Source organism: Streptomyces humicola (genome assembly GCF_024436035.1).
GTDB classification, from domain to species: Bacteria; Actinomycetota; Actinomycetes; order Streptomycetales; family Streptomycetaceae; genus Streptantibioticus_B; species Streptantibioticus_B humicola.
In genome coordinates, this window is record NZ_JANFNG010000019.1 from 49,704 (window position 1) to 75,406 (window position 25,703).

At 70.7% G+C, this 25,703-nt stretch carries 21 protein-coding genes and 4 pseudogenes; 9 read left to right on the plus strand and 16 right to left on the minus strand.

Annotation, left to right across the window (positions count from 1 at the left end):
* Positions 1–55 precede the first annotated feature (55 nt).
* Together NGB36_RS22020 and NGB36_RS22025 are read left to right on the plus strand one after the other, a co-directional pair.
* On the plus strand, positions 56–1,882 hold the full coding sequence (locus tag NGB36_RS22020) for an acyl-CoA dehydrogenase (RefSeq protein ID WP_255922114.1): 1,827 nt from the start codon (positions 56–58) through the stop codon (positions 1,880–1,882).
* Positions 1,883–1,917: 35 nt separating this feature from the next.
* Positions 1,918–3,192: a M18 family aminopeptidase gene (locus NGB36_RS22025; protein ID WP_255922116.1), complete on the plus strand. Its 1,275-nt coding sequence runs from the start codon at positions 1,918–1,920 to the stop codon at positions 3,190–3,192.
* A gap of 18 nt (positions 3,193–3,210) precedes the next feature.
* On the opposite strand, the gene NGB36_RS22030 is transcribed toward NGB36_RS22025, so the two are convergent.
* Together NGB36_RS22030 and NGB36_RS22035 are read right to left on the minus strand one after the other, a co-directional pair.
* Entirely contained in the window at positions 3,211–5,019 is a 1,809-nt protein-coding gene (locus tag NGB36_RS22030; protein ID WP_255922117.1) for an NHL domain-containing thioredoxin family protein, read from the minus strand.
* A gap of 156 nt (positions 5,020–5,175) precedes the next feature.
* Complete coding sequence (locus tag NGB36_RS22035; protein WP_255922118.1) at positions 5,176–5,403, minus strand: DUF7848 domain-containing protein; 228 nt, start codon at positions 5,401–5,403, stop codon at positions 5,176–5,178.
* A 315-nt stretch (positions 5,404–5,718) separates the two neighbouring features.
* Between NGB36_RS22035 and NGB36_RS22045 the strand changes: the two are divergent.
* From NGB36_RS22045 to NGB36_RS33860, 3 pseudogenes are all read left to right on the plus strand, one after another.
* Positions 5,719–6,034, plus strand: a pseudogene (locus tag NGB36_RS22045) (helix-turn-helix domain-containing protein); the annotation flags it as partial.
* Positions 6,027–6,332, plus strand: a pseudogene (locus NGB36_RS22050) (NUDIX domain-containing protein); the annotation flags it as partial. The pseudogenes NGB36_RS22045 and NGB36_RS22050, both read left to right, overlap by 8 nt.
* A gap of 185 nt (positions 6,333–6,517) precedes the next feature.
* Positions 6,518–6,869 (plus strand): annotated as a pseudogene (locus tag NGB36_RS33860) (hypothetical protein).
* Between the two features lie 113 nt (positions 6,870–6,982).
* On the opposite strand, the gene NGB36_RS22060 reads toward NGB36_RS33860, so the two are convergent.
* Positions 6,983–7,855 (minus strand): SGNH/GDSL hydrolase family protein, encoded by an 873-nt coding sequence (locus tag NGB36_RS22060; RefSeq protein WP_255922119.1) that lies wholly within the window; start codon positions 7,853–7,855, stop codon positions 6,983–6,985.
* A 169-nt stretch (positions 7,856–8,024) separates the two neighbouring features.
* Positions 8,025–8,813, minus strand: coding sequence for a carbon-nitrogen family hydrolase (locus NGB36_RS22065; RefSeq protein WP_255922120.1), 789 nt, complete (start codon positions 8,811–8,813; stop codon positions 8,025–8,027).
* 137 nt (positions 8,814–8,950) lie between these two features.
* Here NGB36_RS22065 and NGB36_RS22070 point away from each other — a divergent pair, with 137 nt between their 5' ends.
* A complete protein-coding gene (locus tag NGB36_RS22070; protein WP_255922121.1) occupies positions 8,951–9,775 on the plus strand; it encodes a maleylpyruvate isomerase family mycothiol-dependent enzyme in 825 nt (274 codons plus the stop codon).
* A 130-nt stretch (positions 9,776–9,905) separates the two neighbouring features.
* Here NGB36_RS22070 and NGB36_RS22075 read toward each other — a convergent pair whose 3' ends face one another.
* From NGB36_RS22075 to pdhA, 5 genes are all read right to left on the minus strand, one after another.
* Positions 9,906–11,222: an MFS transporter gene (locus tag NGB36_RS22075; RefSeq protein ID WP_255922122.1), complete on the minus strand. Its 1,317-nt coding sequence runs from the start codon at positions 11,220–11,222 to the stop codon at positions 9,906–9,908.
* Positions 11,219–11,881, minus strand: a complete 663-nt coding sequence (locus NGB36_RS22080; protein ID WP_255922123.1) for a GntR family transcriptional regulator — start codon at positions 11,879–11,881, stop codon at positions 11,219–11,221. The genes NGB36_RS22075 and NGB36_RS22080 overlap by 4 nt, the downstream gene beginning before the upstream one ends.
* A 118-nt stretch (positions 11,882–11,999) precedes the next feature.
* Positions 12,000–13,403 (minus strand): dihydrolipoamide acetyltransferase family protein, encoded by a 1,404-nt coding sequence (locus NGB36_RS22085; RefSeq protein ID WP_255922124.1) that lies wholly within the window; start codon positions 13,401–13,403, stop codon positions 12,000–12,002.
* A 21-nt stretch (positions 13,404–13,424) separates the two neighbouring features.
* Complete coding sequence (locus tag NGB36_RS22090) at positions 13,425–14,405, minus strand: alpha-ketoacid dehydrogenase subunit beta (RefSeq protein WP_255922125.1); 981 nt, start codon at positions 14,403–14,405, stop codon at positions 13,425–13,427.
* Between the two features lie 2 nt (positions 14,406–14,407).
* Complete coding sequence (gene pdhA, locus NGB36_RS22095; protein WP_255922126.1) at positions 14,408–15,550, minus strand: pyruvate dehydrogenase (acetyl-transferring) E1 component subunit alpha; 1,143 nt, start codon at positions 15,548–15,550, stop codon at positions 14,408–14,410.
* 375 nt (positions 15,551–15,925) lie between these two features.
* Between pdhA and NGB36_RS22100 the strand changes: the two genes are divergently transcribed.
* Together NGB36_RS22100 and NGB36_RS22105 are read left to right on the plus strand one after the other, a co-directional pair.
* Positions 15,926–16,141 carry a hypothetical protein gene (locus NGB36_RS22100; protein ID WP_255922127.1) on the plus strand — a complete coding sequence of 72 codons (216 nt, stop codon included), beginning with the start codon at positions 15,926–15,928 and terminating at the stop codon, positions 16,139–16,141.
* 93 nt (positions 16,142–16,234) lie between these two features.
* Positions 16,235–17,266, plus strand: a complete 1,032-nt coding sequence (locus NGB36_RS22105) for a phosphotransferase (protein ID WP_255922173.1) — start codon at positions 16,235–16,237, stop codon at positions 17,264–17,266.
* Between the two features lie 12 nt (positions 17,267–17,278).
* On the opposite strand, the gene NGB36_RS22110 is transcribed toward NGB36_RS22105, so the two are convergent.
* Positions 17,279–18,817, minus strand: a complete 1,539-nt coding sequence (locus NGB36_RS22110; protein WP_255922128.1) for a protein kinase domain-containing protein — start codon at positions 18,815–18,817, stop codon at positions 17,279–17,281.
* A 364-nt stretch (positions 18,818–19,181) separates the two neighbouring features.
* On the opposite strand from NGB36_RS22110, the gene NGB36_RS22115 reads away from it, so the two are divergent.
* The gene (locus NGB36_RS22115; RefSeq protein WP_255922129.1) at positions 19,182–20,849 is read left to right on the plus strand and encodes a protein kinase domain-containing protein; all 1,668 of its coding nucleotides are present in this window, start codon (positions 19,182–19,184) and stop codon (positions 20,847–20,849) included.
* Between the two features lie 76 nt (positions 20,850–20,925).
* On the opposite strand, the gene NGB36_RS22120 is transcribed toward NGB36_RS22115, so the two are convergent.
* The 6 genes and pseudogenes from NGB36_RS22120 to NGB36_RS22145 form a co-directional block, all read right to left on the minus strand.
* The gene (locus tag NGB36_RS22120) at positions 20,926–21,486 is read right to left on the minus strand and encodes a bacterial proteasome activator family protein (protein ID WP_269470442.1); all 561 of its coding nucleotides are present in this window, start codon (positions 21,484–21,486) and stop codon (positions 20,926–20,928) included.
* Between the two features lie 82 nt (positions 21,487–21,568).
* The gene (locus NGB36_RS22125; protein ID WP_255922131.1) at positions 21,569–22,111 is read right to left on the minus strand and encodes a hypothetical protein; all 543 of its coding nucleotides are present in this window, start codon (positions 22,109–22,111) and stop codon (positions 21,569–21,571) included.
* Positions 22,112–22,190: 79 nt separating this feature from the next.
* On the minus strand, positions 22,191–23,168 hold the full coding sequence (locus tag NGB36_RS22130; RefSeq protein ID WP_255922132.1) for an NAD(P)H-quinone oxidoreductase: 978 nt from the start codon (positions 23,166–23,168) through the stop codon (positions 22,191–22,193).
* A 42-nt stretch (positions 23,169–23,210) separates the two neighbouring features.
* Positions 23,211–23,351: pseudogene (locus NGB36_RS22135) on the minus strand (Ion channel protein); the annotation flags it as partial.
* 131 nt (positions 23,352–23,482) lie between these two features.
* Complete coding sequence (locus NGB36_RS22140) at positions 23,483–24,760, minus strand: molybdopterin molybdotransferase MoeA (protein ID WP_372509498.1); 1,278 nt, start codon at positions 24,758–24,760, stop codon at positions 23,483–23,485.
* On the minus strand, positions 24,757–25,677 hold the full coding sequence (locus NGB36_RS22145) for an NTP transferase domain-containing protein (protein ID WP_255922133.1): 921 nt from the start codon (positions 25,675–25,677) through the stop codon (positions 24,757–24,759). Before NGB36_RS22145 ends, NGB36_RS22140 begins: the two co-directional genes overlap by 4 nt.
* Positions 25,678–25,703: the final 26 nt, after the last annotated feature.

A 25,703-nucleotide genomic window follows, 5' to 3' on the forward strand; every position in this document is an offset into this window, starting at 1 on the left:
ATAGTGGCGACTACTAACCAGTAGAGCTTCTCCCGACCAGACGGAGCCTTACGTCATGGGCCACTACAAGTCGAACCTGCGCGACATCGAGTTCAACCTGTTCGAGGTTCTCGGCCGCGACAAGATCTACGGCACCGGACCGTTCGCCGAGATGGACGTGGACACCGCCAAGAGCGTCCTCAGCGAGATCGCCCGTCTGTCGGAGAACGAGCTCGCCGAGTCGTACGCCGACGCCGATCGCAATCCGCCGGTCTTCGACCCCGAGACCAACACCGCGCCGGTCCCGGACAGCTTCAAGAAGAGCTTCGCCGCGTACATGGACGCCGAGTGGTGGCGGCTGGGCATTCCGGAGGAGATCGGCGGCACCACCGCGCCGCGCTCCCTGCTGTGGGGCTTCGCCGAGACCATCCTCGGCTCCAACCCGGCCGTGTGGATGTACGCGTCGGGCCCGGCCTTCGCGGGCGTCCTCTACGACGAGGGCACCGAGGAGCAGCACAAGATCGCCCAGCGGATGACCGACCGGCTGTGGGGCTCCACGATGGTGCTCACCGAGCCGGACGCCGGCTCTGACGTCGGCGCCGGTCGCACCAAGGCGATCCAGCAGCCCGACGGCACCTGGCACATCGAGGGTGTCAAGCGCTTCATCACCTCGGGCGAGCACGACATGGCCGAGAACATCATCCACTTCGTGCTGGCCCGCCCCGAGGGCGCCGGGCCCGGCACCAAGGGCCTGTCGCTGTTCATCGTGCCGAAGTACGACTTCGACTGGGAGACCGGCGAGCTCGGCGAGCGCAACGGCGTCTACGCCACCAACGTCGAGCACAAGATGGGCCTGAAGGCCTCCAACACCTGCGAGATGACCTTCGGCGCCAGGCACCCGGCCAAGGGCTGGCTGCTCGGCGAGAAGCACGACGGCATCCGCCAGATGTTCAAGATCATCGAGTTCGCGCGGATGATGGTCGGCACCAAGGCCATCGCGACGCTGTCCACGGGCTACCTCAACGCGCTGGAGTACGCCAAGGAGCGCGTCCAGGGCGCCGACCTCGCCCAGTTCATGGACAAGACCGCGCCGCGCGTCACCATCACCCACCACCCGGACGTGCGCCGCTCGCTGATGACGCAGAAGGCGTACGCCGAGGGCATGCGCGCCCTCGTCCTCTACACCGCCGCCGTCCAGGACGAGATCCTGATCAAGGAGGCTGCGGGCGAGGACGCCTCCGCCGCGAACCGTCTCAACGACCTGCTGCTGCCGATCGTCAAGGGCTACGGCTCGGAGAAGTCGTACGAGCAGCTCGCGCAGTCCCTGCAGACCCTCGGCGGCTCCGGCTACCTGCAGGAATACCCGATCGAGCAGTACATCCGGGACGCGAAGATCGACACCCTCTACGAGGGCACCACCGCCATCCAGGGCCAGGACTTCTTCTTCCGGAAGATCGTCCGCGACCAGGGCCAGGCGCTCACCGCCCTCTCCGAGGAGATCAAGAAGTTCCTGGCCGACGCCGTCGGCGGCGAGGAGCTGGCCCCGGCGCGCGAGAAGCTCGCCAAGGCCGCCGTCGACCTGGAGGCAATCGTCGGCGCGATGCTCGCCGACCTCGCCGCCACCGAGCAGGACGTGAAGTCCATCTACAAGGTGGGGCTCAACACCACCCGCCTGCTGCTCGCCTCCGGCGACGTGGTCGTCGGCTACCTGCTGCTCAAGGGCGCCGCGGTGGCCGCCGAGAAGCTGGCCGGTGCGAACGAGAAGGACAAGGCCTTCTACCTCGGCAAGATCGCGGCCGCGAAGTTCTTCGCCGACACCGTGCTGCCGGGCATTGCCATCCAGCGCGAGCAGGCCGAGTCCGTGACCAACGAGCTCATGGAGCTGCCGGAAGAGGCGTTCTGACGGCAGCAGTCACCGCGCGCTTCTATGCTGTCCGCATGAGCTTCGACCGCGCCCACACCGACGACCTGATCGCCTTCCTCGGCTCGAGCCCGACGCCGTACCACGCGGTGGCAAGCGCCGCCGAGCGGCTGGAGAAGGCCGGTTTCCGGCAGGTCGAGGAGACCGACGCGTGGGATGCGCAGCCCGGCGGCAAGTACGTGCTGCGCGGCGGCGCGATCATCGCCTGGTACGTCCCCGAGAACGCCGGCCCCGAGACGCCGTACCGCATCGTCGGAGCGCACACCGACTCGCCGAACCTGCGCGTCAAGCCGCGCCCCGACGCCGGTGCGCACGGCTGGCGGCAGGTCGCCGTGGAGATCTACGGCGGCGTGCTGCTCAACTCGTGGCTCGACCGTGACCTCGGCATCGCGGGCCGGCTCTCGCTGCGCGACGGCAGCCACCGGCTCGTCGCCGTCGACCGCCCTCTGCTGCGCGTACCGCAGCTCGCCATTCACCTCGACCGCCAGGTGAACGAGGGCATGACGCTCGACCGCCAGAAGCACCTGCAGCCGATCTGGGGGCTCGGGGACGTCGACGAGGGCGCGCTCATCCGCTTCCTCGCGCAGGAGGCGTCGCTCGACGCGGACGAGGTCGTCGGCTGGGATCTGATGACGCACGACGTGCAGCCCCCCGCCTACCTCGGCCGGGACCGCGAGCTGCTCGCGGCGCCGCGGCTGGACAACCTGCTCTCGGTGCACGCGGGTACGACCGCGCTCGCATCGGTGGCCTCAGGCCCGCTCCCGTACATCCCCGTACTGGCCGCCTTCGACCACGAGGAGAATGGGAGCCAGGCCGACACAGGCGCGATGGGACCGCTGCTCGGCGGCGTGCTGGAGCGGTCCGTCTTCGCGCGCGGCGGTACGTACGAAGACAGGGCGCGAGCCTTCGCCGGGACGATCTGCCTCTCCTCCGACACCGGCCACGCCGTGCACCCCAACTACCCGGAACGGCACGACCCCGGCCACCACCCGCTGCCCAACGGCGGCCCGATCCTGAAGGTCAACGTCAACCAGCGGTACGCCACGGACGGCGCGGGGCGCGGCATCTTCGCCGCCGCGTGCGAACGCGCCGACGTGCCGTGGCAGTCGTTCGTCTCCAACAACGCCGTGCCGTGCGGCACGACGATCGGCCCGATCACGGCGGCACGGCACGGCATCACCACCGTCGACATCGGCGTGGCGATCCTGTCGATGCACTCGACGCGCGAACTGTGCGGCGCGGACGACCCGTTCCTGCTGGCGCGAGCGCTGAAGGCGTTCCTCAAGGGGTGACCGGGCCGGCGGCCGCGTTCAGCGGTCATCGTCCATACCCGCCAGGACGAGCGGCAGCCGTGATGTCGCGCCCTCCGTCAACCGGACCGGGACGCCCCAGTCCTGCTGGTGGACGTGGCACGCCGGGTACTCGTTCTCAGGGTCGTCGTCGCATGAGGCGGCCATCGCGGAGACGTGGAGGACCCCTTCGCCGACGGACGCGTCCAGCGTCAGTTCGCGGGTGAGGTCCGTGCCCGGTCCTTCACCGGAGGCGAGCAGCTCCGGCGGCGTGGCGGAGACCAACAACCGGGTGGACGGCCCGTAGCGCTCGTCCAGCTTCTGGCCGGCCGGAGCCGTGAAGATCACGTCCAACTGCAGCCGCCCCGGGGCGACTTCGGTCGCAGGCCGTTGGGTGCGGTGCGCGGCCGCCTCGACGCGCACCGCCTCCTCGGGGAGCCGGAGCCGGGTCAGCCGGTGCCGGGCCGATTCGACGACGACGACGTCGCTGCCGACGACCACCGCGGCGGACGGCTCGCGCAGATCGGTCGCGAGCGTGGTCACCTCGCCCGTCGCCGGGTCGAAGCGCCGCAATGCGTGGTTGTAGGTGTCGCAGACGGCGACCGAGCCGTCGGGCAGTGCGGTGACGCCCAATGGGTGCTGGAAGAGCGCCTTTTCGGCCGGTCCGTCGCGGTGTCCGAAGTCGAAAAGGCCGGTGCCCACGGCGGTGTGCACGGCGTATGCGTCGCCGTCGCGCTCGACCCAGCGCAGCGCCGAGGTCTCGGAGTCCGCCACCCACAGCCGGTCGCCGGCGGCCGCCAGCCCCGACGGCTGTGCGAACCACGCCTGACCCGCCGCGCCGTCGACCAGGCCCTCGCTGGTCGTGCCGGCCGCCACCTCCACCGTCCCGCGCTCCGGGTCGTAGCTCCACAGCTGGTGGACGCCGGCCATCGCGATCCACACTCGCCCGTCGAACCACGCCACGTCCCACGGCGAGGAGAGATCCACCTCGCGGGCCGGTCCCGAGGTCGGCGACCCCTGCCACCACTGCTTCCCGGTCCCGGCGACGAGCTCGATGTCACCGGTGGCCGGATCGTACGTCCGCAGCGCGTGGTTGACCGTGTCGGCGACGATCACCTTGCCGTCCGGGAGCAGCGCCAGCCCTTGCGGCTCGTTGAAGGTGCCGGGGCCGCCGATCCGCCGTACGACGGTCTCCCCGTCCTCCGCGAGTTCGACGAGGGTGTGCCGGGTGGTGTCGGAGACCAGGAAGGTGCCGGACGGAAGCCGCACCGCCTTGCCGGGGAAGCGCAGATCCGTCGGCTCGGGCTCCGGCGGCACGTAGGGGCCGTCGCCGCGCCGCAGCGTCCCCTTCGCCGCGTGCTCGGCCTCGAGCTCCTCGACGAGAGTGGCGATGGCGTGCGCATGCCCTTCGCCCGCGTGCTGAGCCACAACGTAGCCCTCGGGGTCGATGACGACGAGGGTGGGCCAGGCCCGTACCGCGTACTGCTTCCAGGTCGCGAGCTCCGGGTCGTCGAGGACGGGATGGTGCACCCCGTACCGTTCGACGGCGTCGACGACGGCCGCGTGGTCGGCCTCGTGCACGAACTTCGGCGAGTGCACCCCGATGATCACGACGGTGTCGCGGTGCCGTTCCTCCAGCTCACGCAGCTCGTCCAGGACGTGCAGGCAGTTGATGCAGCAGAACGTCCAGAAGTCGAGCACGACGCACTTACCTCGTAGATCGGCAAGGGACAGCTCTTTGCCGCCGGTGTTGAGCCAGCCGCCCTTCCCGACCAGCTCAGGGGCACGGACACGGGCACGGGCGCGCGGGGCGGGTGAGGCATCGGTCATGGGATCAAGGGTGCCATCCGACGGGAGGTATCCGGCCCGGGGTGGCTGTGAGCAGGGCCACGCGGATGCCCCGCCCATGCGTGGCGACGGGACCCACGGACGGGTGCAGCCGACCCGCTGAGCTGTGTTGCTCGCCGTCGCGCAGCGGGCCGGGGTCTACTGCTCTCGCGTCACGCGGGCGTGGTCGGTGAACACGCGCCGGAAGAGATCGTGGCCGGTCCGGCCGGTGTGCTGTAGACACCAGTCCTGCGCCGTTTCCTGCTCTTCCTGCGGGCCGGATTCGGCGCCACAGCCATACGCGACGCAAAACGCTTCGTACGTGATCCCGCTCTCTGGTGCGTGCCGGATCGTGTGAGGCACGTACCGCATGACTGAGCGCGTCATGGACACTCCCCGTGAGCGTGTCTGCGAATCTCCACGTTCAGGTCACTGACCCGGAATGGTCCCCGCGCATCCTGGCTTCCGTTCGCTGCGAATCCAGCGCGAAGCACACGTCACAACCGGCCGTAGGTTTCGGGTCCGGCTCCAACCGCAACGGCAACTCAACCGGTGCTGTGGGGTATCGCTGCGGCTTGGTCATGCGCCGATCCTCGTACCGGTCCTCGGGACGGAGGAACCTCGTACGTTTCCCACTTCGGGACGTCCCACAGGGGGTAGAACGTCCCTAGCAACGTCCGGAAGTGCGGGGTGACACTGATCATGCGGAATGAGCGCCTGCGGGCCGTCATGGTGTCCGGTGGATGGACGCACGAGGACCTCGCCAACGCAACCGGGGTGGATCCCAAGAGCGTTTGAACGGTGGGTCAACCTCGGGCGCACCCCTAGGCGAGCAACCGCATTCAAGGCAGCCGAGGCACTAGGGGAAGACGTGCACGCACTTTGGCCAGCACTCAGGCAGGCACGAGCAGCACGGGCAGTGAGTCCCGAATTGATCGCGCTGTACGACCAACGGGCAAACCTCCCCGTGTCCACGTTCGTTGATCTGTTCACGCAGGCAAGGGAACGCATCGACGTCCGGGACTGCCGTTCGCGAAGTGCGGGAAGAGACCGGCCTAGAGGTCGAGATCACCGGGCTCGTGGGCACGTACACCGACCCGAAGCACGTCATCGCCTACAGCGACGGCGAGGTACGCCGGCAGTTCGCTGTCGTCTTCACGGCACGCGTGGTCGGCGGGACGCTTGCCATGTCGGACGAGTCGACAGAGCTGCGCTACGTCTCCTCCGGCGACCTGGACGCGCTGCCCATGCACCACACACAGCGGCTGCGGCTGACGCACTACCTAGAACACCGGGATCGGCCCTATCTCGGCTGAGCCACTGAGATTCGACGAGCAGCCACGCCGCACTGACTTTCATTGCTACGTTCAACCATGAGCGTCTCCGAGATGACCCGAAAGATCCTCTGGGTTCAGGCTGGTGGCCGGTGCGCCGTCTGCAAAGAGCAAGTGATCACGTCTGGGACTGATTCGGATGACCCCTCTGCCTGCTGAAGGACTTTCTGGATATAGCCGGGGAACTTGTAAGCATCCGAGAGAACCGTGACGCGGAGAAGACACTTCAGCGGTGCATCAGCCGGCTCGCCGAGCGTGGGTTCCTTGTGGGTGCCTACGTTCGCCACATGCTCTTGACGGGCGGGACTGCTGACTCGCTCTTCGCCGAGGCAGTAGTGGATGCCGGTGGTCGCCTCGTGGTGGTGCTGCCCTCGGAGGATTACCGACAGGCAAAGGTGAAGCCGGACCACGCCCCGTTGTTCGATCGCCTCATCGAGGTGGCGGGTGGTGATCGAGGCGCGCGAGGCTGGGATCCCGGTAGATGTGGTCTGGCCGGAGGGCGCTGCTCGCGTCGGCTAGATAGGTGATCGATTCCTAGGCGGCGAGTCGTCCCGCAAAGAGGGACGGTCGAACGCGAACGCAAACACGAGCACCACCACTGAGGGCGTGGCGGTGCTCGTGTCCGGGGGCGGTCAGCGGCGGACGGCGGCGAGAACCGCGTTCGCCATCGCCCGTTCACCGCGCGCGTTCGGGTGGAACGGCAGGGCGGGGTTGGTCGGGAAGAGCGCCTCCGACCAGCGGACGTTGCGCGCCTCGCAGAAGTCGTGGCGCAGGCTGGCCGGGTGGTTGTTGACGAAGACCGCGTGGCCCCTGCGCGCCGCCTGCGCCAGCATCCTGTTCACCGCGTTCTCGAAGGTCCCGAGGTAGGCCAGGTCGCCGTTGCCGAACATCTCACGCGGACGGCAGCCCCGATGGTCCACGGGGACGAGCCGGAGATAGCCGACGAGGAAGACACGGGCGCGGGGGGCGCGCCGGTGGATCGCCCGCAGCAGTTTCACGACCTTCGGCTCCGCGGCCGCCAGCCGCCCCTGCAACTCGTCGGAACCGCCGGAACCGCTACTGCCGTAACTGACCTGACAGGGCGAGCCGTTCGAGTCGAACGTTCCGAGGGCGGTGCACTTGGCGACGATGCGTGAGAACCCGACGTCGTTGCCGCCGATGCTGAGGGTCACCAAGTTGGTGCCGCGAGTGACCGCACGCAGCTGCTCGGCGAAGACGGTTTCGGTGCGCGCGCCGTCGCACGTGACGTCCTTGAACGAGACGACGTGCAACCGTCGCGCCACGATGGACGGATAGTTGTGGTTCGAGCGCATGCACCGTGCGTCGACGGTGTCGGGAACGCCGGACGCTGCGGCGGATGAGTCGCCGAGCGCGACGTAGTGCACGCCGTGAACGGGCGTGCCGGCCGCCGAGCCGGGCACGGCCATGAACAGACCGAGCACGAGGGCGACCACCGCGGCAATGCGCGGCGGGCGGAGTGGGGACAGGGACGGTGTGCGGGACATACGGGCTCCTGCGGACTTCCTGCGCGAGACGATCACCACGATCGCTACTGAATGTGATCGTGTGATCACCGCACCCGGAAGTCCACGGGGCGCGCCTGCCGCAACCCGAACGTTGACCGGATGGGCGTACCCCTCGCGCCGGCGGGGCCCGCCGGGCCCGGCGCGGCGACTACGGCGTCGGGAGCCCGAGCACGCGGTCGCGCAGCACCGGGAACTCAGCCCGCGTCTTCGCCACCTTCGCGGGATCGAGTTCCACGGTCAGCGTTTCCTCCCCGGCCCCGGCCTCCGCCACGACCTCGCCCCACGGGTCGACGACGACGCTGTGGCCGGCCTGCTCGACCCCCGCGTGCGTACCCGCCGTGCCGCAGGCGAGGACATACGCCTGCGACTCCACGGCGCGGGCGCGTGCCAGCAGCGACCAGTGCGCGCGGCGTCGCGCGGGCCACCCGGCCGGGACGACGAGCAGCTGCGCCCCGGCGTCGACGAGCAGCCGGAACTGCTCGGGGAAACGGAGGTCGTAGCAGGTGGCGAGGCCGATGACGGTGTCGACGACGGGCGCGGTGACGATCTCGCGCCCGGCTCCCATCAAGGTCGCCTCGCCCTTGTCGAAGCCGAAGCGGTGGATCTTGCGATAGGTACGGTTCAGCTCGCCGTCAGGTGAGAAGAGCAGCGAGGTGTTGTACAGCGTGCCGTCCGTGGCACGTTCCACGATCGACCCCGCGTGCAGCCATACGCCCGCGTCACGCGCCGCGGCGCCCATCGCCCGGGCGGTCGGTCCGTCGGCCGGCTCGGCGTGACTGGCGAACGCGTCGAAGGCGAAGGCGCCCATGGGCCACAGCTCCGGGAGCACGACCAGATCGGCACCGTCTTGTGCGCGTACCAGCCCCGCCACCCGCTCCCGGCGGGTTTCCACCGGCTCGTCCGGCTTGACGTCGATCTGGAGGAGCGAAGCGCGCACAGTACCACCGTCCATGGGTCCGGCCCGCCCCCGCGGGCTCTACGATCGTCACACGAAAGCACTGCCATGGTGCCAGCGCACAGCGTAATTTGGGGCGCACACCGCCACGACCGCGCACCGATCGTTCGAGAGGTCCCGTGACCGTCCACAGCACCCTCCAGCCCTACATCGACGCCTGGACCCAATCCATAGAAGCCATATCGGAATTGGTCGCGCCGCTCGCCGAGGGCGAGTGGAACAAGGCGACCGAATGCCCGGGGTGGTCGGTCCGGGACGTCGTCTCGCACATCATCGGCCTCGAGTGCGAGAAGCTCGGCGACCCCCGGCCGATTCACTCTCTCCCACGCGATCTCTTCCACGTCAAGGACGAATTCAGCCGTTACATGGAGGTGCCGGTCGATGTGCGGCGCTGCCACACCGGCCCGGAGATGACGTCCGAACTGGAGTACACGATCATCCGGCGTGCGAGGCAGTTGCGCAACGAGAACCGCGACCCGGAAACGACCGTGCCCGGCCTGATGGGCACCGAGACGACACTCGAACGCTCCCTGCAGACGCGGGTGTTGGACGTCTGGGTGCACGAGCAGGATCTGCGCCGGGCGCTGGACAAGCCCGGCAACCTCGACTCACCGGCCGCGGTAGTGGCCCGCGACGCGCTGCTCGCCGCGCTGCCGAAGGTTGTCGCGAAGGACGCGGCGGCGCCGGCCGGCTCCGCGGTGGTCTTCGACGTCCACGGCCCCCTCGAATTCATGCGCACCGTCCGCGTCGACGCGGAGGGGCGCGGCACGATCGACGGCCATGTCTCGCTGGGCCCCGCGGCGACGCTCACCCTGGACTGGGAGACGTATGTCCGCCTCGCCTGCGGCCGGGTGCGCGCGGATGCGGTCGACGACCGTGTGAAGGTCGAGGGCGACCAGCGCCTGGCGGAGGCGATCCTGGCGCACTTCGCGGTGACGCCGTAGCGCCATACCGCCGGGACGGCGGCTGCTGCGCGCCGCGGATCGCGCCTTCGGCGCGGAGACGCAACCTGCGCCCGGCACAGGGCCATGCCGCCCCGCGGCGCGCAGCCGCCCCGCTACGGGACCCGGCCGATCACGCGGGGACGTGAACCGCCGAAACGCGGCTGACCGTGATCCGCTCGCGCTCGCGCCTCGCCGCGCGGCGGCGCAGGCGGAGGATCTGGCTCAGGCCGAGACCCTGCAGCACGAAGATGCTGCTGAGCGCGATCGCGTAGTTGTCGCCCGTCGCGTCGAGCAGGACGCCTATAGCCAGCAGCGCGATCATCGACGCCGTGAAGCCGCCCATGTTGACGATTCCCGACGCCGTGCCCAGCCGCTCCGGCGGGTTCGCGGGGCGGGCGAAGTCGAAGCCGATCATCGACGCCGGGCCGCAGGCCCCGAGCACGGAGCACAGCACGATCAGCAGCCACATCGGCGCGTGCGCCCCCGGCCAGGCGAGAACCGCGATCCAAGCCGTGGCCGTCGTCGCGATCACGCCCAGCGCGAGTGGCATCCGCGCACCGTGATGGCGGGCGATGACCTGGCCGAAGACCATCCCCAGCGCCATGTTGGAGACCACCACGAGCGTCAGCAGCGTGCCCGCCGCGCCCTGAGAAAGCCCCTCCCCCTCGACGAGGAACGGCATCCCCCACAGCAGCAGGAACACCATCGCCGAGAACTGCGTGGTGAAGTGCACCCACATCCCGAGCCGTGTGCCCGGCTCCCGCCAGGCGTCGACGAGCTGCCTGCGGACGGCGGCGGCCGACGGCGGCTCGGAAGGCGGCGGTTCGAAGCCCTCTGGATGGTCCTTCATACAGGTCAGCACGAGGATCAGGACAAGGGCGCCGCCGAGCGCCGTGCCCACGAAGGTCGCCGTCCAGCCGATCGAGTGCAGCAGCCGCGAGAGCAGCAGCGTGCTGACGAGGTTGCCGGCCATGCCGAACAGCGCGGCGCCCTGGGCTATCAGCGGTCCGCGCCGCGCCGGGAACCAGCGCGCGCCGAGTCGTAGCACGCTGATGAACGTCATCGCGTCCCCACAGCCCAGCACCGCGCGGGCGCCGAGGGCGAGGCCGTACGAGTGGCAGAGCGCGAACCCCAGCTGCCCGGCGGTGAGTAGCACGATGCCGACGCTGAGCACCCGCTTGGTACCGAACCGGTCGACGAGCAGGCCGACGGGTATCTGCATCCCCGCGTAGACCAGCACCTGGAGGATGGAGAAGGTGGACAGCTCGGAGGCGCTGACGTGGAAGCGCGCCGCCGCGTCGATGCCGGCGACGCCGAGGCTGGAGCGGTGCACCACGGCGATCATGTAGACGAGGACGCCGATGCTCCACACGGCGACGGCACGCGAACCGCCCGGCGGGTCGCCGGGCAGTCTCAGCTTGTTCCTGTCGGTCTCGATCACGCTCATGCCTCCCCCCTCACCAGGGCCTTCACCCGGCTGACGTGCCGGTGGACCATCGCTGCCGCCGCGTCTGCGTCGCCGCTCCGCAGCGCGGCGAGCAGTTCTCCGTGTTCGGCGATGTTCTTGGCGACGCGGCCCGGGTCGGCGTGCATCACCTGCACGCCCATCCGCAGCTGGCGGTCGCGCAGCTGGTCGTACAGGTGGGACAGGATCGCGTTGCCTGCGGCGCGGACGATCTCCGCGTGGAAGCAGCGGTCGGTGACGGCGGCCGCGGCGAGGTCACCGGTCCGTGCGTGCTCCTCGTGCTCGGCCAGCAACTCCTCCAGCTTGCGGAGGAGTTGAGGTTCAGCCGGGACGACCTTGCGGATCGCGTGCTCCTCGACGAGCAGCCGGGTCTCGACTACGTCGGCGATCTCCTGTGCGGAGACCGGGAGCACGAGCGCGCCCTTCTTCGGGTAGAGCTTGATCAGCCCTTCCGCTTCGAGGCGCAGCAGCCCTTCCCGTACGGGGGTGCGTGAGACCCCGACCGCCTCGGCGAGATCGCCCTCGGTGAGCAGCGTGCCGCCCTCGTAACGCCGTTCGAGCACGGCCTGCTTGACATGGGCGTAGACCCGCTCGGCGGCGGGCGGCTGCTTGGTGGTGGTGCCGGAGGCAGTCGAAATCATGATGAGCACATCATAGATACATCATGTATGCGCGGGGAGGTGGCGTCCGGGATACGGACGACGGGCCCGGCCGCGATGTACGCGCCGGGCCCGTGACTGCTACTACGAGGCTGCGGGACTACGCCCAGGTGATGAGCCGCTTCGGTTGTTCCAGGATGGCCGCGACGTCGGCGAGCACCTTGGAGCCCAGCTCCCCGTCGACCAGACGATGGTCGAAGGAGAGCGCCAGGGTGGTCACCTGGCGTGGCTTGACCTTGCCCTTGTGGACCCACGGCTGTTCCTTGACCGCGCCGAAGGCGAGGATCGCGGATTCACCGGGGTTGAGGATGGGCGTTCCGGTGTCGACGCCGAAGACGCCGACGTTGGTGATGGTCACCGTGCCGCCCTGCATGTCCGCCGGCTGCGTCTTGCCCTCGCGGGCGGTGGCCACCAGGTCGCCGAGCGCGGTGGCGAGTTCCGGCAGCGTCTTGGTGTGCGCGTCCTTGATGTTGGGGACGATCAGGCCGCGCGGGGTGGCCGCGGCGATGCCCAGGTTCACATAGTCCTTGTAGACGATCTCCTGGTTGGCCTCGTCCCAGGCGGCGTTGGCCTGCGGGTGCCGCTTGATCGCCACCAGCAGGGCCTTGGCCACCAGCAGCAGCGGGCTCACCCGCAGCCCCTCGAAGGCCTTGTCCTGCTTGAGCTGCCGCACGAGCTTCATCGTGCGGGTGATGTCGAACGTCACGAACTCGGTGACGTGCGGGGCGGTGAACGCGCTGGTCACCATCGCCTGGGCGGTGGCCTTGCGCACGCCCTTGATCGGGACGCGGCGTTCGCGTTCCGCGCGTTCCGCGGCGGATGCGACGGGGGCCGGAGCGGTCGGCCGCACCGGCTGCTCCTGCGGGGGAGCCGCCGCGGCGTGGACGTCCTCGCGGGTGATCGTGCCGTGCGGTCCGGTGGGAACCACGGCCGCCAGATCGACGCCGAGGTCCTTGGCCAGCTTGCGCACCGGCGGCTTGGCGAGCGGGCGCGGCTCCGACGGCTGCACGGACGGTACGGACTGCACGGACGGAGCCGGCGTCGTGGTCCGGCCACGCCCGTTGAGCTCCGAGGCCTGCACCGGGACGCCGGCGACGGGCTTGCGCGGGCGCCGCTTCGTCGACGACTCGCTCACGCCGTAACCCACCAGCACCGCCTGGCGCTTCTTCTCGGGCTCCGGCCCAGGCTGCGCGGGCTCCGGCGTCGCCGGTTCCTGCGCCGACCGGGCCGGTTCGGGTGCGGGCGCCCCGCCCGGCTGGGTGTCGACGGTGATGATGGCCGTACCGACGTCGACCGTGCGGCCCTCGGGGAAGCGGATCTCGTGGACCACGCCGTCGAAGGGGATGGGCAGTTCGACGGCGGCCTTGGCCGTCTCCACCTCGCAGACCACCATCCCGTCGTGGACGGTGTCCCCCGGCGCGACGTACCACTTGAGGATCTCGGCCTCGGTGAGCCCCTCGCCCACATCGGGCATCTTGAACTCACGGAAACGCTCTGCAGTCATGTTCGCTGCTCTCCTCGGCTCTCAGAACGCCAGCGCGCGGTCGACAGCGTCGAGCACACGGTCAAGGCCCGGCAGGTAGTCCTCTTCGAGCCGGGCCGGCGGGTACGGGGCATGGAAGCCGCCCACCCGCAGCACCGGGGCCTCGAGGTGGTAGAAGCAGCGCTCGGTGATCCGGGCCGCGACCTCGGCGCCCGTGCCGAGAAAGACCGGGGCCTCGTGGACCACGACCAGACGCCGAGTCTTGACCACCGACGCCTGCAGGGTGTCGAAGTCGATCGGCGACATCGACCGCATGTCGACGACTTCGAGGGACTTGCCCTCCTCCTCGGCCGCGGCCGCCGCCTCCAGACACGTCTTGACCATCGGCCCGTACGCGGCGAGCGTCACATCGCCGCCCTCGCGGACCACCCGCGCGGAGTGCAGCGGCGCCGGGATCGCCGTCGTGTCGACCTCGCCCTTGTCCCAGTAGCGGCGCTTGGGCTCGAAGTAGATCACCGGGTCGTCGCAGGCGATGGCCTGCTGCATCATCCAGTACGCGTCGGCGGCGTTCGACGGCGAGACCACTTTCAACCCCGCCACATGCGCGAACAGCGCCTCGGGCGACTCGCTGTGGTGCTCGACCGCACCGATCCCGCCGCCGTAGGGGATGCGGATGACGACCGGCAGCTTGACCTTGCCGAGCGCCCGCGCGTGCATCTTCGCCAACTGCGTGACGATCTGGTCGTACGCCGGGAAGACGAAGCCGTCGAACTGGATCTCCACCACCGGCCGGTAGCCGCGCAGCGCGAGACCGATCGCCGTGCCGACGATGCCTGACTCCGCGAGCGGGGTGTCGATCACCCGCGCCTCGCCGAAGTCCTTCTGCAGACCGTCGGTCACCCGGAAGACGCCGCCGAGCTTGCCCACGTCCTCGCCCATGACCAGGACCTTCGGGTCGGTCTCCAGGGCCTTGCGCAACGATTCGTTGATCGCCTTGGCGATCGCCATCTTCTCGTCGGCCATGATCAGTGTCCCTCCCCGTCCGCGAAGGACGCCTGGTACGCGGCGAACTGGGCGCGCTCCTCGTCGACGAGGGCGTGCCCGTCCGCATAGACGTTCTCGAAGATCGCCATCGGATCGGGATTCGGCATCGCGCGTACGCCGTCGCGTACCCGCTTGGCCAGCGCCTCACTCTCCGCGTCGAGCGCGGCGTAGAACTCGTCGTCGGCCAGGCCCTCCTTGGTCAGGTACGCCTGCAACCGGGCGATCGGGTCCTTGGCCTCCCACTCCGCGCGCTCGTCGGCCGTCCGGTAGCGGGTGGCGTCGTCGGAAGTGGTGTGCGCGCCCATCCGGTAGGTGAACGCCTCGACCAGCATGGGCCCCTCGCCGCGGCGCGCCCGCTCCAGGGCGGCGCGGGTGACGGCGAGGCAGGCCAGCACGTCGTTGCCGTCGACGCGTACGCCCGGGAAACCGAATCCGGCCGCGCGCTGGTAGATCGGCACCCGGGTCTGGCGTTCGGTGGGCTCGGAGATCGCCCACTGGTTGTTCTGGCAGAAGAAGACCACCGGCGCGTTGTAGACCGCGGCGAATGTGAATGCCTCGGCGACGTCACCCTGGCTGGAGGCGCCATCACCGAAATAGGCGATGACCGCGGAATCCGCGCCGTCCTTCGCGACCCCCATGGCATATCCGGTCGCGTGCAGCGCCTGCGAGCCGATGACGATCGTGTAGAGGTGGAAGTTGTTCTCGTTGGGGTCCCAACCACCGTTGTTGACGCCCCGGAACATGCCCAGCAGATTCAGCGGGTCCACTCCGCGGCACCAGGCGACGCCGTGCTCGCGGTAGGTGGGGAATACGTAGTCGTCGGACCTGGTCGCCCGCCCGGACCCGATCTGCGCCGCCTCCTGGCCGAGCAGCGAGGCCCACAGCCCCAGCTCGCCCTGGCGTTGCAAGGTGATCGCCTCGGCGTCGAAGCGGCGGGTCAGCACCATGTCGCGGTACAGGCCACGCAGCTCGTCGGGGGTCAGGTCGATGGAGTACTCGCTGTGCTGGACGCGGTCGCCTTCAGGGGTCAGTAGCTGTACCAGCTCGGGCTCCCGCCCGGCCGCCGCCCCTCGGCGCTTCGCGCCGCCGCGGCTGCTGCGCGCGGCAGTGCTCTTCACGCTCACGTCTGCTCCTCCGTCTGTCCGGCCCCCGGGATCCGCCGGTGGCCAGTTGCGGCTCTCACCCGACTTGGCGCGGCGCACGGGGTATGTGCGGCACGGCGAGCCGGGCGTTTCAGGTGCCCGGCGACCGGTCTGCGAAACGAACGTTACCCACATCTTCCGCAATAGCGCGAAGGGGCATCTACCTGCGGTTTTGCTTGGATTTCCTAGTAACTGGTCGTTCTCGCAGGCCACCGGGACAACGGCACCGTATCCCGCGGCTCCACGATTCGTAAGGGGGGTGGAGATCCAATCGTGCGGCAGTCGTGTGGAACGCGGCCAGCCGCCACGCACTGCCGTTCGTGAGCGTCGCCCGCCATCTGCTGCTGGAGGAGGGACGTGGACGGCGAGGGATGGGCCGTGGAGTTCGTGGGAAAGGCGCGCGTCGCCGAGCCGGGGCCCGAGCTTCACGCCCGCCTCGGGGCGCTCCCGGGCACGGTGAACGCAGCGCCCTACGACCCGGTCTACCTGCGGATCGAGCCACAGTTCGTGACGCGCAACCGCCTCACCGGCGTGGACGAACCCGGCTGGGGTGCCACCCGGGATCCCGGCTGACGTCCCGGCCGGGACGGAGCAGCGTGACCGGAACCGAACGCTCCGTGATCTAGGTCCTCTACCATTCCCCGAGTGGTCTCCCGCAGTACGGCAATGGCGCCGCCCTCCACCCGCACGCTCGGCGCGCTGCTGAGCCGCTACGACCGCGCCGGGACCCCGGTCTCGTGCGAGCCCGTCGCCCAGGGGCTGCTCAATCGCGGTTACCGGCTCGCCACCACCCATGGCCGGTTCTTCCTCAAGCACTACGTCGACGGCGCCACCGCCGACTCGGCCACCATCGCCCGCCAGCACCGCGCCACGGTGCGGCTGCGCGCGCTCGGCCTGCCCGTCGCGGCCCCGCTCGCCGACGCGAACGGCCGTACGGTCGCGGTGATCGGCGGCCGCCCCTATGCGCTGTACCCGTGGGTGGAGGGGCGCCACCGCAGCGGCGGGGACCTCGACGAGCAGCAGTCCAGGCGGCTCGGCGCACTGCTCGGCCTCGTCCACACCACCCTCGCAAGAGTGCTGCGCGGCCCCGAGCCCGCGCCTGCCTCCGCGCTGGCCGGCGCCGACCCGACGGAGACGGACCGGCTCATCGACGAGCTGCTGCGCCTCGTGCGGCGCGCTCGAGCCTGTGAGCCGCGCGACCCCTTCGACCGGCTCGCCGAGCAGCGGCTCCTCGAACGGCGCGTACTGCTCGAACAGCACGCACACCGCCGGCCCCCCGCGGCCACCTCATGCGTCACCGGCTGGGTGCACGGCGACTTCCACCCGCTGAACCTGCTCTACCGGGGCGCGGAGCCCGCGGCGATCCTCGACTGGGACCGGCTCGGCGTGCAGCCGCGCGCAGAGGAGGCCGTACGCGCCGCGGTGATCTTCTTCCTGCGGGAGCCGGACGGGACCCTCGACCTGGCCAAGGTGCACGCCTACGCGCGGGCGTACCGCAGCGCGGCGGAGGTGCCCGCGGCGGAGCTCGCGGCGGCCGTGCACCGCGTGTGGTGGGAGCGGCTCAACGACTTCTGGACGCTGCGGTGGCGTTACGAGCGCGATGACCGCCGCGCCGACCCGCTCTTTCCCGCGGCGGCCGCGCTCGCCGTGTGGTGGACGCGCGAGTACGACGCCGTACTCACGGCGTTCACCGGCTGAGCGCGGCGGCCGTCACCCGCCGAGCGGAGTACTGGGTGTCGGCGTCGGCGTGGGGGTCCCCCCGCCTGTCGGGGTCGGCGTGGGCGTCGGGGTCGGGGTGGGCGTGTCCGTCGGCGTCTGCGTGGGCGTGTCCGTCGGCGTCTGCGTGGGCGTCGTCGGGATGGTGTCGGTCGGGCTGCTCGTCGCCGTGTCGCCGGACGACGAGGTGCTGGTGTCGCTCGGCTCGTCGCTCGGCGAGCTGCTGTCGCTCGGGCTCGTGGAGGGGCTCGACGACTGCGTCACGGACGGCGTGGTGCTGGGCGGCGGATTGCCCTGTTGGTTGTTGTGGCTGTTGGCGTTCATGGCGATGAAGACGCCGATGCCGATCGCGAGAATCGCCGCGACCACCACCATGAAGACCCTCCGGCCGCGGCCGCCGCGCCCGTCGCCGTCCCCATAGCCGTCGTCGCCGTCGCCATCGCCTCCGGGCGGGCCCATCAGCAGCGGCGGGCCGAACTCTGCGGTCTGGCCGATCCTGGCCGTCTGCGCGGTCTGCTGCCTGAGCACGGTGGTGGCGTCGGCGCTGCCGCCGACCTGAACGTGCCCGGTGTCCCAGGTGCCGGTCCATCCGCCCTGCTCGTGCAGCATGCGCAGCGCGTACTGGACGACGCCGTGCATCTCCTCGGCGCTCTGGAACCGGTCGTCCGGGTTCTTGGAGAGGGAGCGCAGCACGAGCCCGTCGAGCTCCGGCGGGACCCGGTCGTTGACCTCGGAGGGGATCTTCGGGTCGTCCTGGACGTGCTGATAGACCACCGAGAGCGGCGTCTCGCCGGTGAACGGCGGGCGCAGCGTGAGCAGTTCGTAGAGCAGGCAGCCGGTCGCGTAGAGGTCGCTGCGGTGGTCCACGGCCTTGCCGAGCGCCTGCTCGGGCGAGAGGTACTGCGGGGTGCCCATGACCATGCCGGTCTGGGTCATGGTGTTGGACGCGCCGTGCAGCGCCCGCGCGATGCCGAAGTCCATGACCTTGACCGCGCCCGTCGTGGTGATGATGACGTTGGCGGGCTTGATGTCACGGTGCACGATGCCGTGCTGGTGGCTGTAGGCGAGCGCCTCCAGGACGCCGGAGACGATGATCAACGCCTGGTCGACCGGCGGTGCCTCGGCGTCGATCAGCAGGTCGCGGATGGTGCGGCCCTCGCACAACTCCATGACGATGTACGGAACCTGGTCCTTGCCGATCCAGTCCTCGCCGGAGTCGTAGACCGCGACGACGGCGTGGTGGTTGAGACCTGCCACCGATTGTGCCTCGCGCGTGAAGCGTGCCTTGGAGGTCGGGTCCTCGGCGAGGTCGGCGCGCAGCAGCTTGATGGCGACGGTGCGGCCGAGCCGCAGGTCCTCGGCGGCGAAGACCTCGGCCATGCCACCGCGGCCGAGTCTGCGGGTGAGCTGGTAGCGGCCGTCGCCGATCAGCCCGTTGTTGCCCCACAGTGCCGTGGTGTCGTACCCCGCGGGCTCTCGGGCCGCGGAGGCCGAGGACTCCTCAGGGTTGCTTGAGCCCTGCGTCTGATCCATCAGTCCTCGCCGTCGCTCATCGCCTCGTACAGGGTCGCCAAGAAATGAACGGTACCGTCTCCGGCCGCGGCACCGGAAAAGCGAGGACCGGACATCAAACCCGTAACCGCCTCACCTGCGCAAACCAATTCCCGACCAACCCCACCCCAATACCCGACCATTCCTCAACAGGATCGCGCATGAGCCTCCCCCAAGGCCAGGCCTGCGGCACCGCACGTGAGCCGAACCGTTCCGTCATCCGGGCATCCGGTGACGGAACGGTCAAGCAACTTGACGCATTTCCGCTCTCCGGCAGACTTGGCGGGCAGGATCAGGTCCGGTGTCTTGTGCGTGCGGTTCCCGTGCGCCGAGGGGGAAGCGGTAGATGAGCGGGGACACACAGGCCGACATTTCGGGCAACACCGTCGGAAACGGCCGCTATCGACTGCGCAGCCTGCTCGGCGAAGGCGGCATGGCCTCCGTGCACCTCGGATACGACACGGTGCTGGAACGTCCCGTCGCGGTCAAGACGCTGCACAGTGATCTCGGGCGTGAACAGTCGTTCCGCGAACGCTTCCGCCGCGAGGCGATGGCCGTCGCCAGGCTCAACCACACCAACATCGTCTCGGTCTTCGACTCGGGCGAGGACATCATCGACGGGCGCTCGGTGCCCTTCATCGTCATGGAGCTCGTCGACGGCAAGCCGCTGCGCCAGGAGCTCGACGAGGACGTGGCGAAGTACGGGGCGATGCCGGCCGAGAGGGCACTGAAGATCACCAGTGATGTCCTCGCGGCGCTCGCGGTCAGCCACGAGATGGGGCTGGTCCACCGCGACATCAAGCCGGGCAACGTGATGATGACCCGCCGCGGTGTGGTCAAGGTCATGGACTTCGGCATCGCGCGGGCGCTGCAGTCCGGGGTGACCTCGATGACGCAGACCGGCATGGTCGTCGGCACCCCGCAGTACCTCTCGCCCGAGCAGGCGTTGGGGCGCGGCGTGGACGCCCGCTCCGACCTGTACTCGGTGGGCTGCATGCTCTTCGAGCTGCTGACCGGCCGGCTGCCGTTCGACGGCGATTCGCCGCTGTCGGTGGCCTACCAGCACGTGCAGGAGGAGCCGCCCGCGCCGTCGTCGATCAACCGGTCGCTGCCTCCGGCGGTGGACGCGCTGGTCGCGCGGGCACTGCGGAAGAACCCGTCGGAGCGGTTCCCGACCGCCGAGTCGATGCAGGACGAGTGCGAACGGGTCGCCACGGCGGTCAAGGGCGGCGCGACGCCCCTGGTGATCGGCGAGGGGCCGAAGGCGCATCCGCCGCCGGCACCGCAGGCGCCGCAGGGCGACGGGTATGCGATCTTCCCGCAGGCGCCGAACGGCTACCAGACCCCGCCGCCAGGGCCTGTGCTCCCGCTCTACCAGAACCAGACGCCGCCGCCGCAGGTCAACTACGGGCCGCCGACCCCACCGCCCTCGGTGAACCCGATGGCGAACCCGATGGCGAACCCGATGGGGCAGCAGCCGTACCCGCCGGGCGGCTACCAGGCGCCGCGGCCCGCGTACCAGCCGCCGACGCCGCGGGCGAGCGGCAATCGCGTGCCGTTGATCATCTTCGGCTCGTTCGGCGCGGTGCTCCTGCTCTTCCTCGTGCTGATAGTGATACACGTCGGGAACAGCGGCGGCGGGGACAACAACGCGGGTTCGACGTCCGGCGGCACCACAACGCAGTCATCCACCGCGAGCGGCAGCTCGGACGGTTCGGTCAAGCAGGGTGATCAGAGCCGCACCGTCGACCCCAGCACCTGCACTCAGGCGAGCACGGGATTCACCAACAACGGCAGCAACGGCGTCATCATGCCGGACCTGACCTTCAAGTACATCGACTCGGTCAAGGGCTGCATGGACGCCGCGGGCTGGAAGTACACGCTCAAGTACCAGGACGAGCAGGTGTGGGGCAAGGGCACAGTGCTGAGCCAGATGCCCGCCGCGTACAACACCTTCAACCCCCGCACGAGGCAGATCACGCTCTACGTGTCGACGGGCAAGAGCAGCGGCTGACAGCGGCGTTGAGGCTTGGGGCCCGGGGCGTGCGCCCCGGGCCCCAATGCCGCTCGATGCGGGTCCTCGGTACCGGTCACAGATACGGGCCGGAGCGGGTCGGGCCCGTGTGGCCGTCCTCGTCCTCCTCGCGACCGGAGAGAACGCCCGGGGGAAGCGCGCGGCGCATCTGCTCCAACTGCGCGCGTGCGGCCATCTGCTGGGCGAACAGCGTGGTCTGGATGCCGTGGAAGAGGCCTTCGAGCCAGCCGACCAGCTGGGCCTGGGCGATGCGCAGTTCCGCATCGCTCGGCACGGTGTCGTCGGTGAAGGGCAGCGAGAGCCGCTCCAACTCCTCCACGAGCTCGGGCGCCAGGCCGTCCTCCAGCTCCTTGATCGAGCTGTGATGGATCTCCTTGAGCCGCTGCCTGCTCGCCTCGTCGAGAGGCGCCGCCCGCACCTCCTCCAGAAGCTGCTTGATCATGCTGCCGATCCGCATGACCTTCGCGGGCTGCTCCACCATCTCGGTGACGGGAGTCTCGCGCGACTCCCCCTCCTCGCCGTTGTGGACGCCGCCGCCCAAGGCCATCCCGTCCGGGCCGACGACCAGGACGTGCGGGTTCTCCTGTTGTGGTCGTTCGTTCCTCGGCATCTCCATGCCGCCATTCTCTCGCACAGCTGACTCACTCTTTGGTGTGCCCCGGCTGTGCCGTGATCCACCTCACTGCGAGCAGCTGTGCTCAGCGACGGCGCACGAGGCCGATAACGGCCATGCCGAGGCCGACGAGCGCCAGGCCGAGGCCGAACGGCAGCACGCGCCGTGCCCGCAGCGGTGCGGCGCGTGCCGTCGGCGGCCGGGACGACGTGGCGGGGGCGGGGGGAGCCGGCGAGCTCGGCGGATGCACCTGGTCCGGCGCTGTGCCCGGCGTCGGCCTGGGGCTGGGGGCGGGGGCGGGGGCGGGGGCGCCGAGATCGGCGGCGTCGGCGAGGCGGCCAGGGTGCTCGCGCCCCTCGCCCGCCCGGCTGCCGGCGAGGCCGGGCGGACGGCTCGGCGTCGGCGAGGGGCGCGCCGCAGAGCGCTTCCTGCGATGGTCCTTCTGTTGGTGGCGGTGCTGATGCTGCTGGTGGCGATGATGTTGCTGATGGTGGTGGTCTCTGTGCGAGACGCGCGGGTCGTGCGGGAGTGCGGCCGCCGCCGGGACCGAGGACAGATGGACGGCGACCGCCAGGAGCACACCGCCTGCTGGCCCGAGCACGGACCGGACGCGGGGTGCTTCAGTCACGGCCGCCGCCTCCCTGCCCGGGAATTCGCCCTGTGCCTTCAGCGTCACATAGGGCTACACTTCCGGCATCTCGGGCGCCTCAGACCGTGAGCAGCACCTTCCCCACGTGCTCGCTCGCCTCGACGACGCGATGCGCCTCGGCCGCGTCACGCATCGGCAGCGTGCGGTCCACCACCGGCCTGACCCGGCCGCTCTCGATGAGCGGCCAGACGTGCTCGCGCACCGCCGCGATGATCGCGGCCTTCTCGCGGGGCGGCCGGGAACGCAGCGATGTCGCCATGACCGCAGCCCGCTTGCGCAGCAGCGCATTGAGGTCCAACTCGGCCTTGGTGCCGCCCTGCAGGCCGATCACGGCGAGCCGCCCGTTCACCGCGAGCGCGTCCACGTTCCGGGCCAGATATTTGGCACCCATGATGTCGAGGATGACGTCGGCGCCGGCGCCGTCCGTCGCCTTGCGCACCTCCTCGACGAAGTCCTGCTCGCGGTAGTCGATCAGCACGTCCGCCCCGAGCTCGCGGCAGCGGGCGAGCTTCCGCGGCCCACCCGCGGTCACCGCGACCTTCGCGCCGACGGCCTTGGCCAGCTGGATCGCCATGGTGCCGATGCCACTCGCGCCGCCGTGCACGAGCAGCGTCTCGCCGGGGCGCAGGTGGGCGACCATGAAGACGGTCGACCAGACCGTGCACGCGATCTCGGGCAGCGCTGCGGCCTGCGCCACGTCAAGTCCGTCGGGTACGGGCATGAGTTGGGATGCGGGGACGGCGACCCGCTCGGCGTAGCCGCCGCCCGCGAGCAGCGCGCACACCTCGTCGCCGACGCTCCACCCCGACACCCCCGGGCCGAGGGAAACGATCCGTCCGGAGCATTCGAGCCCGGGGTAGGGGGGTGCGCCGGGTGGCGGTGGGTAGAAGCCCTGCCGCTGCAGCAGGTCGGCGCGGTTGACGGCGCTCGCCGCCACCTCGACCAGGACCTCGCCCTCCGCGGGCACCGGATCCGGGACCTCGGCCCACACCAGCGCCTCGGGACCGCCCGGTTCGGGAATCGTGATCGCATGCATGGCACGACGCTACCCCCCGAGTCCCCCGCATCCCTCACGTCACTACTGCTCGGCCGTAGTGCGGGTGGGCGAGCGCCGGATGGTGATCACGCGGTCGGCGGCACGCAGCGGCGCCGCCTCCGGCGCGTCGTAGGCGAGGAGGCGGTGACCACGCAGCACGGAGACGACGAGATCGTCGAGTTCGAGGGCGGCGACGGCGAGCCGGCTGACCTTGCGCATCGGGCCGGCGGTGGCCCGGGGGAGCAGGATCTGGAAGGCGCGGCCGGCTTCGCCGTCCTGCTGGACGTGATGCCTCTCCCCGCCGCGCGCCAGTCTCAACTGGCGCTCCCCCAGCCGACGTCCAGGATGTCCACCGCCGCTCCGGCCTCGGCGCCGCCCGGAGGGATGACGGCCATGGCGTCGGCGGCCGCCAGTCCGCGCAGCATGGCGGGGCCGCGGAAGCGCAGCGGCCGGGCGGCGCCGGAGGCGTCGTCGAAGGCGACGGGGATCAGCCGGGTGTCGACGGGGTGCCCGGCGACGGGCTCGGCGAGCGGCACGGCGTACGGGACGGGGTCCGGGCGTCCCCCGAGCGCACGCAGCAGGGGCGCCGCGAGCGTCAGCACCCCCGTGACGGCGGCGAGCGGATTGCCGGGCAGCCCGACGAGCGGGCGTCCGGCGGGCAGCAGCGCAAGCAGCATGGGGTGGCCGGGGCGGACGGCGACGCCGTCAACGAGCAGGCGGGCGCCGAGGCGGTGGACGACGAGGTGGACGAAGTCCACGGGGCCGGCCGCCGTACCGCCCGTGGTGATGATCAGATCGGCGGTGCTCGACCCGACGGCCTGGTGGAGGAGGTCGGGGTCGTCGTGGAGTCGGCGCACGGTCGTGTCGGGGCCGGCGCCCAGCGCCCGCAGCCAGGGGGTGAGCAGTGGGCCGAGCGCGTCGCGGACCCGGCCGTCGCGGGGCGGCCCGTCGTCGAGCAGCTCGTCCCCGAGGACGAGCACGTCGACGCGGGGGCGCGGGGTGACGGTCAGTTCGTCGTAGCCCGCGGCGGCGGCGAGGCCGATGAGGGCAGGGGTGACGGGGGTGCCGGAGGCGAGGAGGTGGTCGCCGGAGCGGCACTCCTGGCCCCGGGGGCGCACGTCCTGTCCCGGTTCGGGCTTGGGGCAGCCGTCGGCGACGTGCAGCCAGCCGGCCGGGCCGCGCTCCTCGGTGCGGCCGTCTTCGCTGCGGAGCACGGCGGTGGCGCCGGGCGGCAGGGCGGCGCCGGTCGCGATCCGGATGGCGTGGCCGTCGGGGAGCGGTGCGGCGCCGGGGCGCTGCCCGGCGAGGAGTTCGCCGGAGAGCAGCCAGGGGCCCGGTCCGGAGACGGCCCAGCCGTCCATGGCTGAGGTGTCGAAGGAGGGTAGATCGCTGAGGGCGGCGAGCGGCTCGGCGAGTACGGTGCCTGTGGTCTCGGCGAGCGGGCGCGTGACAGGGGAGAGCGGCCGGGCCGCGTCGCGGGCGATCCGGCGCGCCTCTGGCCAGGGTGTCGCGCCGCCGGGCTCGGCGGCTGCGGCGGGATCCTCCATCGGAGGCCAGATCGGGTCCGACGCCGTCTGCGGATTCGCGGTCATGCCGTCGCCTCCGGACCCTGTTCACCCTGTTCACCCTGTTCACCCTGTTCACCCTGTTCGGCCTGCTCGGCCGCCCAGCGCTGGGCGAGCAGCACCGCCTTGCGGGTCGCTTCGGCCACCTGCTGCGGGCCGCCGCCCGCCGAGGCGGCCGCGTAACCGACGAGGAACGTGGTCAGCGGCGCCGCCGGGCGGTCCACGCCGTGCGCGGCGTCGCGTGCAAGGTCGAGAAGGGCGCGGACGTCGACGTCGAGATCGATCCCGAGGTCGGCCTTGACTGCGGCGATCCATTTATCCAACACATGCCCATGCTCCCTGATACGGGCGCGTGCCGAGGAGAGGTCCTCCCAGGTGTCGCAGTCGAAGGCGGCGCTTGCGGGGTCGGGGAGGCGGGTGAGCGTCAGCTGTGCGATCAGACGGCGCAACGGCAGACCGGTGAGGGTGTCGTGTTCGGCCGTGAGCCGGGCCAACTCGCGGCGCAGTGCCGCGCTGCGGTATGCGGCGGCGAGCAGCTGATCGCGCCCGCCGGCGTCGGTGAGCAGCGCGCCGTCGCCTTCGACGGCATGCAGGAGCGCGCGGGAGGTGGCGGGGGTGAGGAACGGCAGGTCGGCGGCGTAGACCAGGACCCGCCCTGCCGTGGTCCGGTCCAGTCCCGCCGCGAGTGCCGGGAGCGGGCCGCCGCCGGGCGGGTCCTCGCGGGTCCAGACGACGGGCCGTGCCGTGGGCCGGCGCGGCCCGACGACAACCGTCGTGGCGGCGCCCGCGCAGGCGTCGAGCACCCGGTCGAGCAGGGTCGCCCCACCCACGCGGAGCGCGGGCTTGTCCGTCCCGCCGAGCCGCCGCGCGGCGCCCCCGGCGAGGACGATGGCGTCGTACGCTGCCGCCGGCGCTGTCTGTGCCGCTGCCTCTGCCTCGCTCATGCCGCGAGTATCCCGCGCGGCGGGCG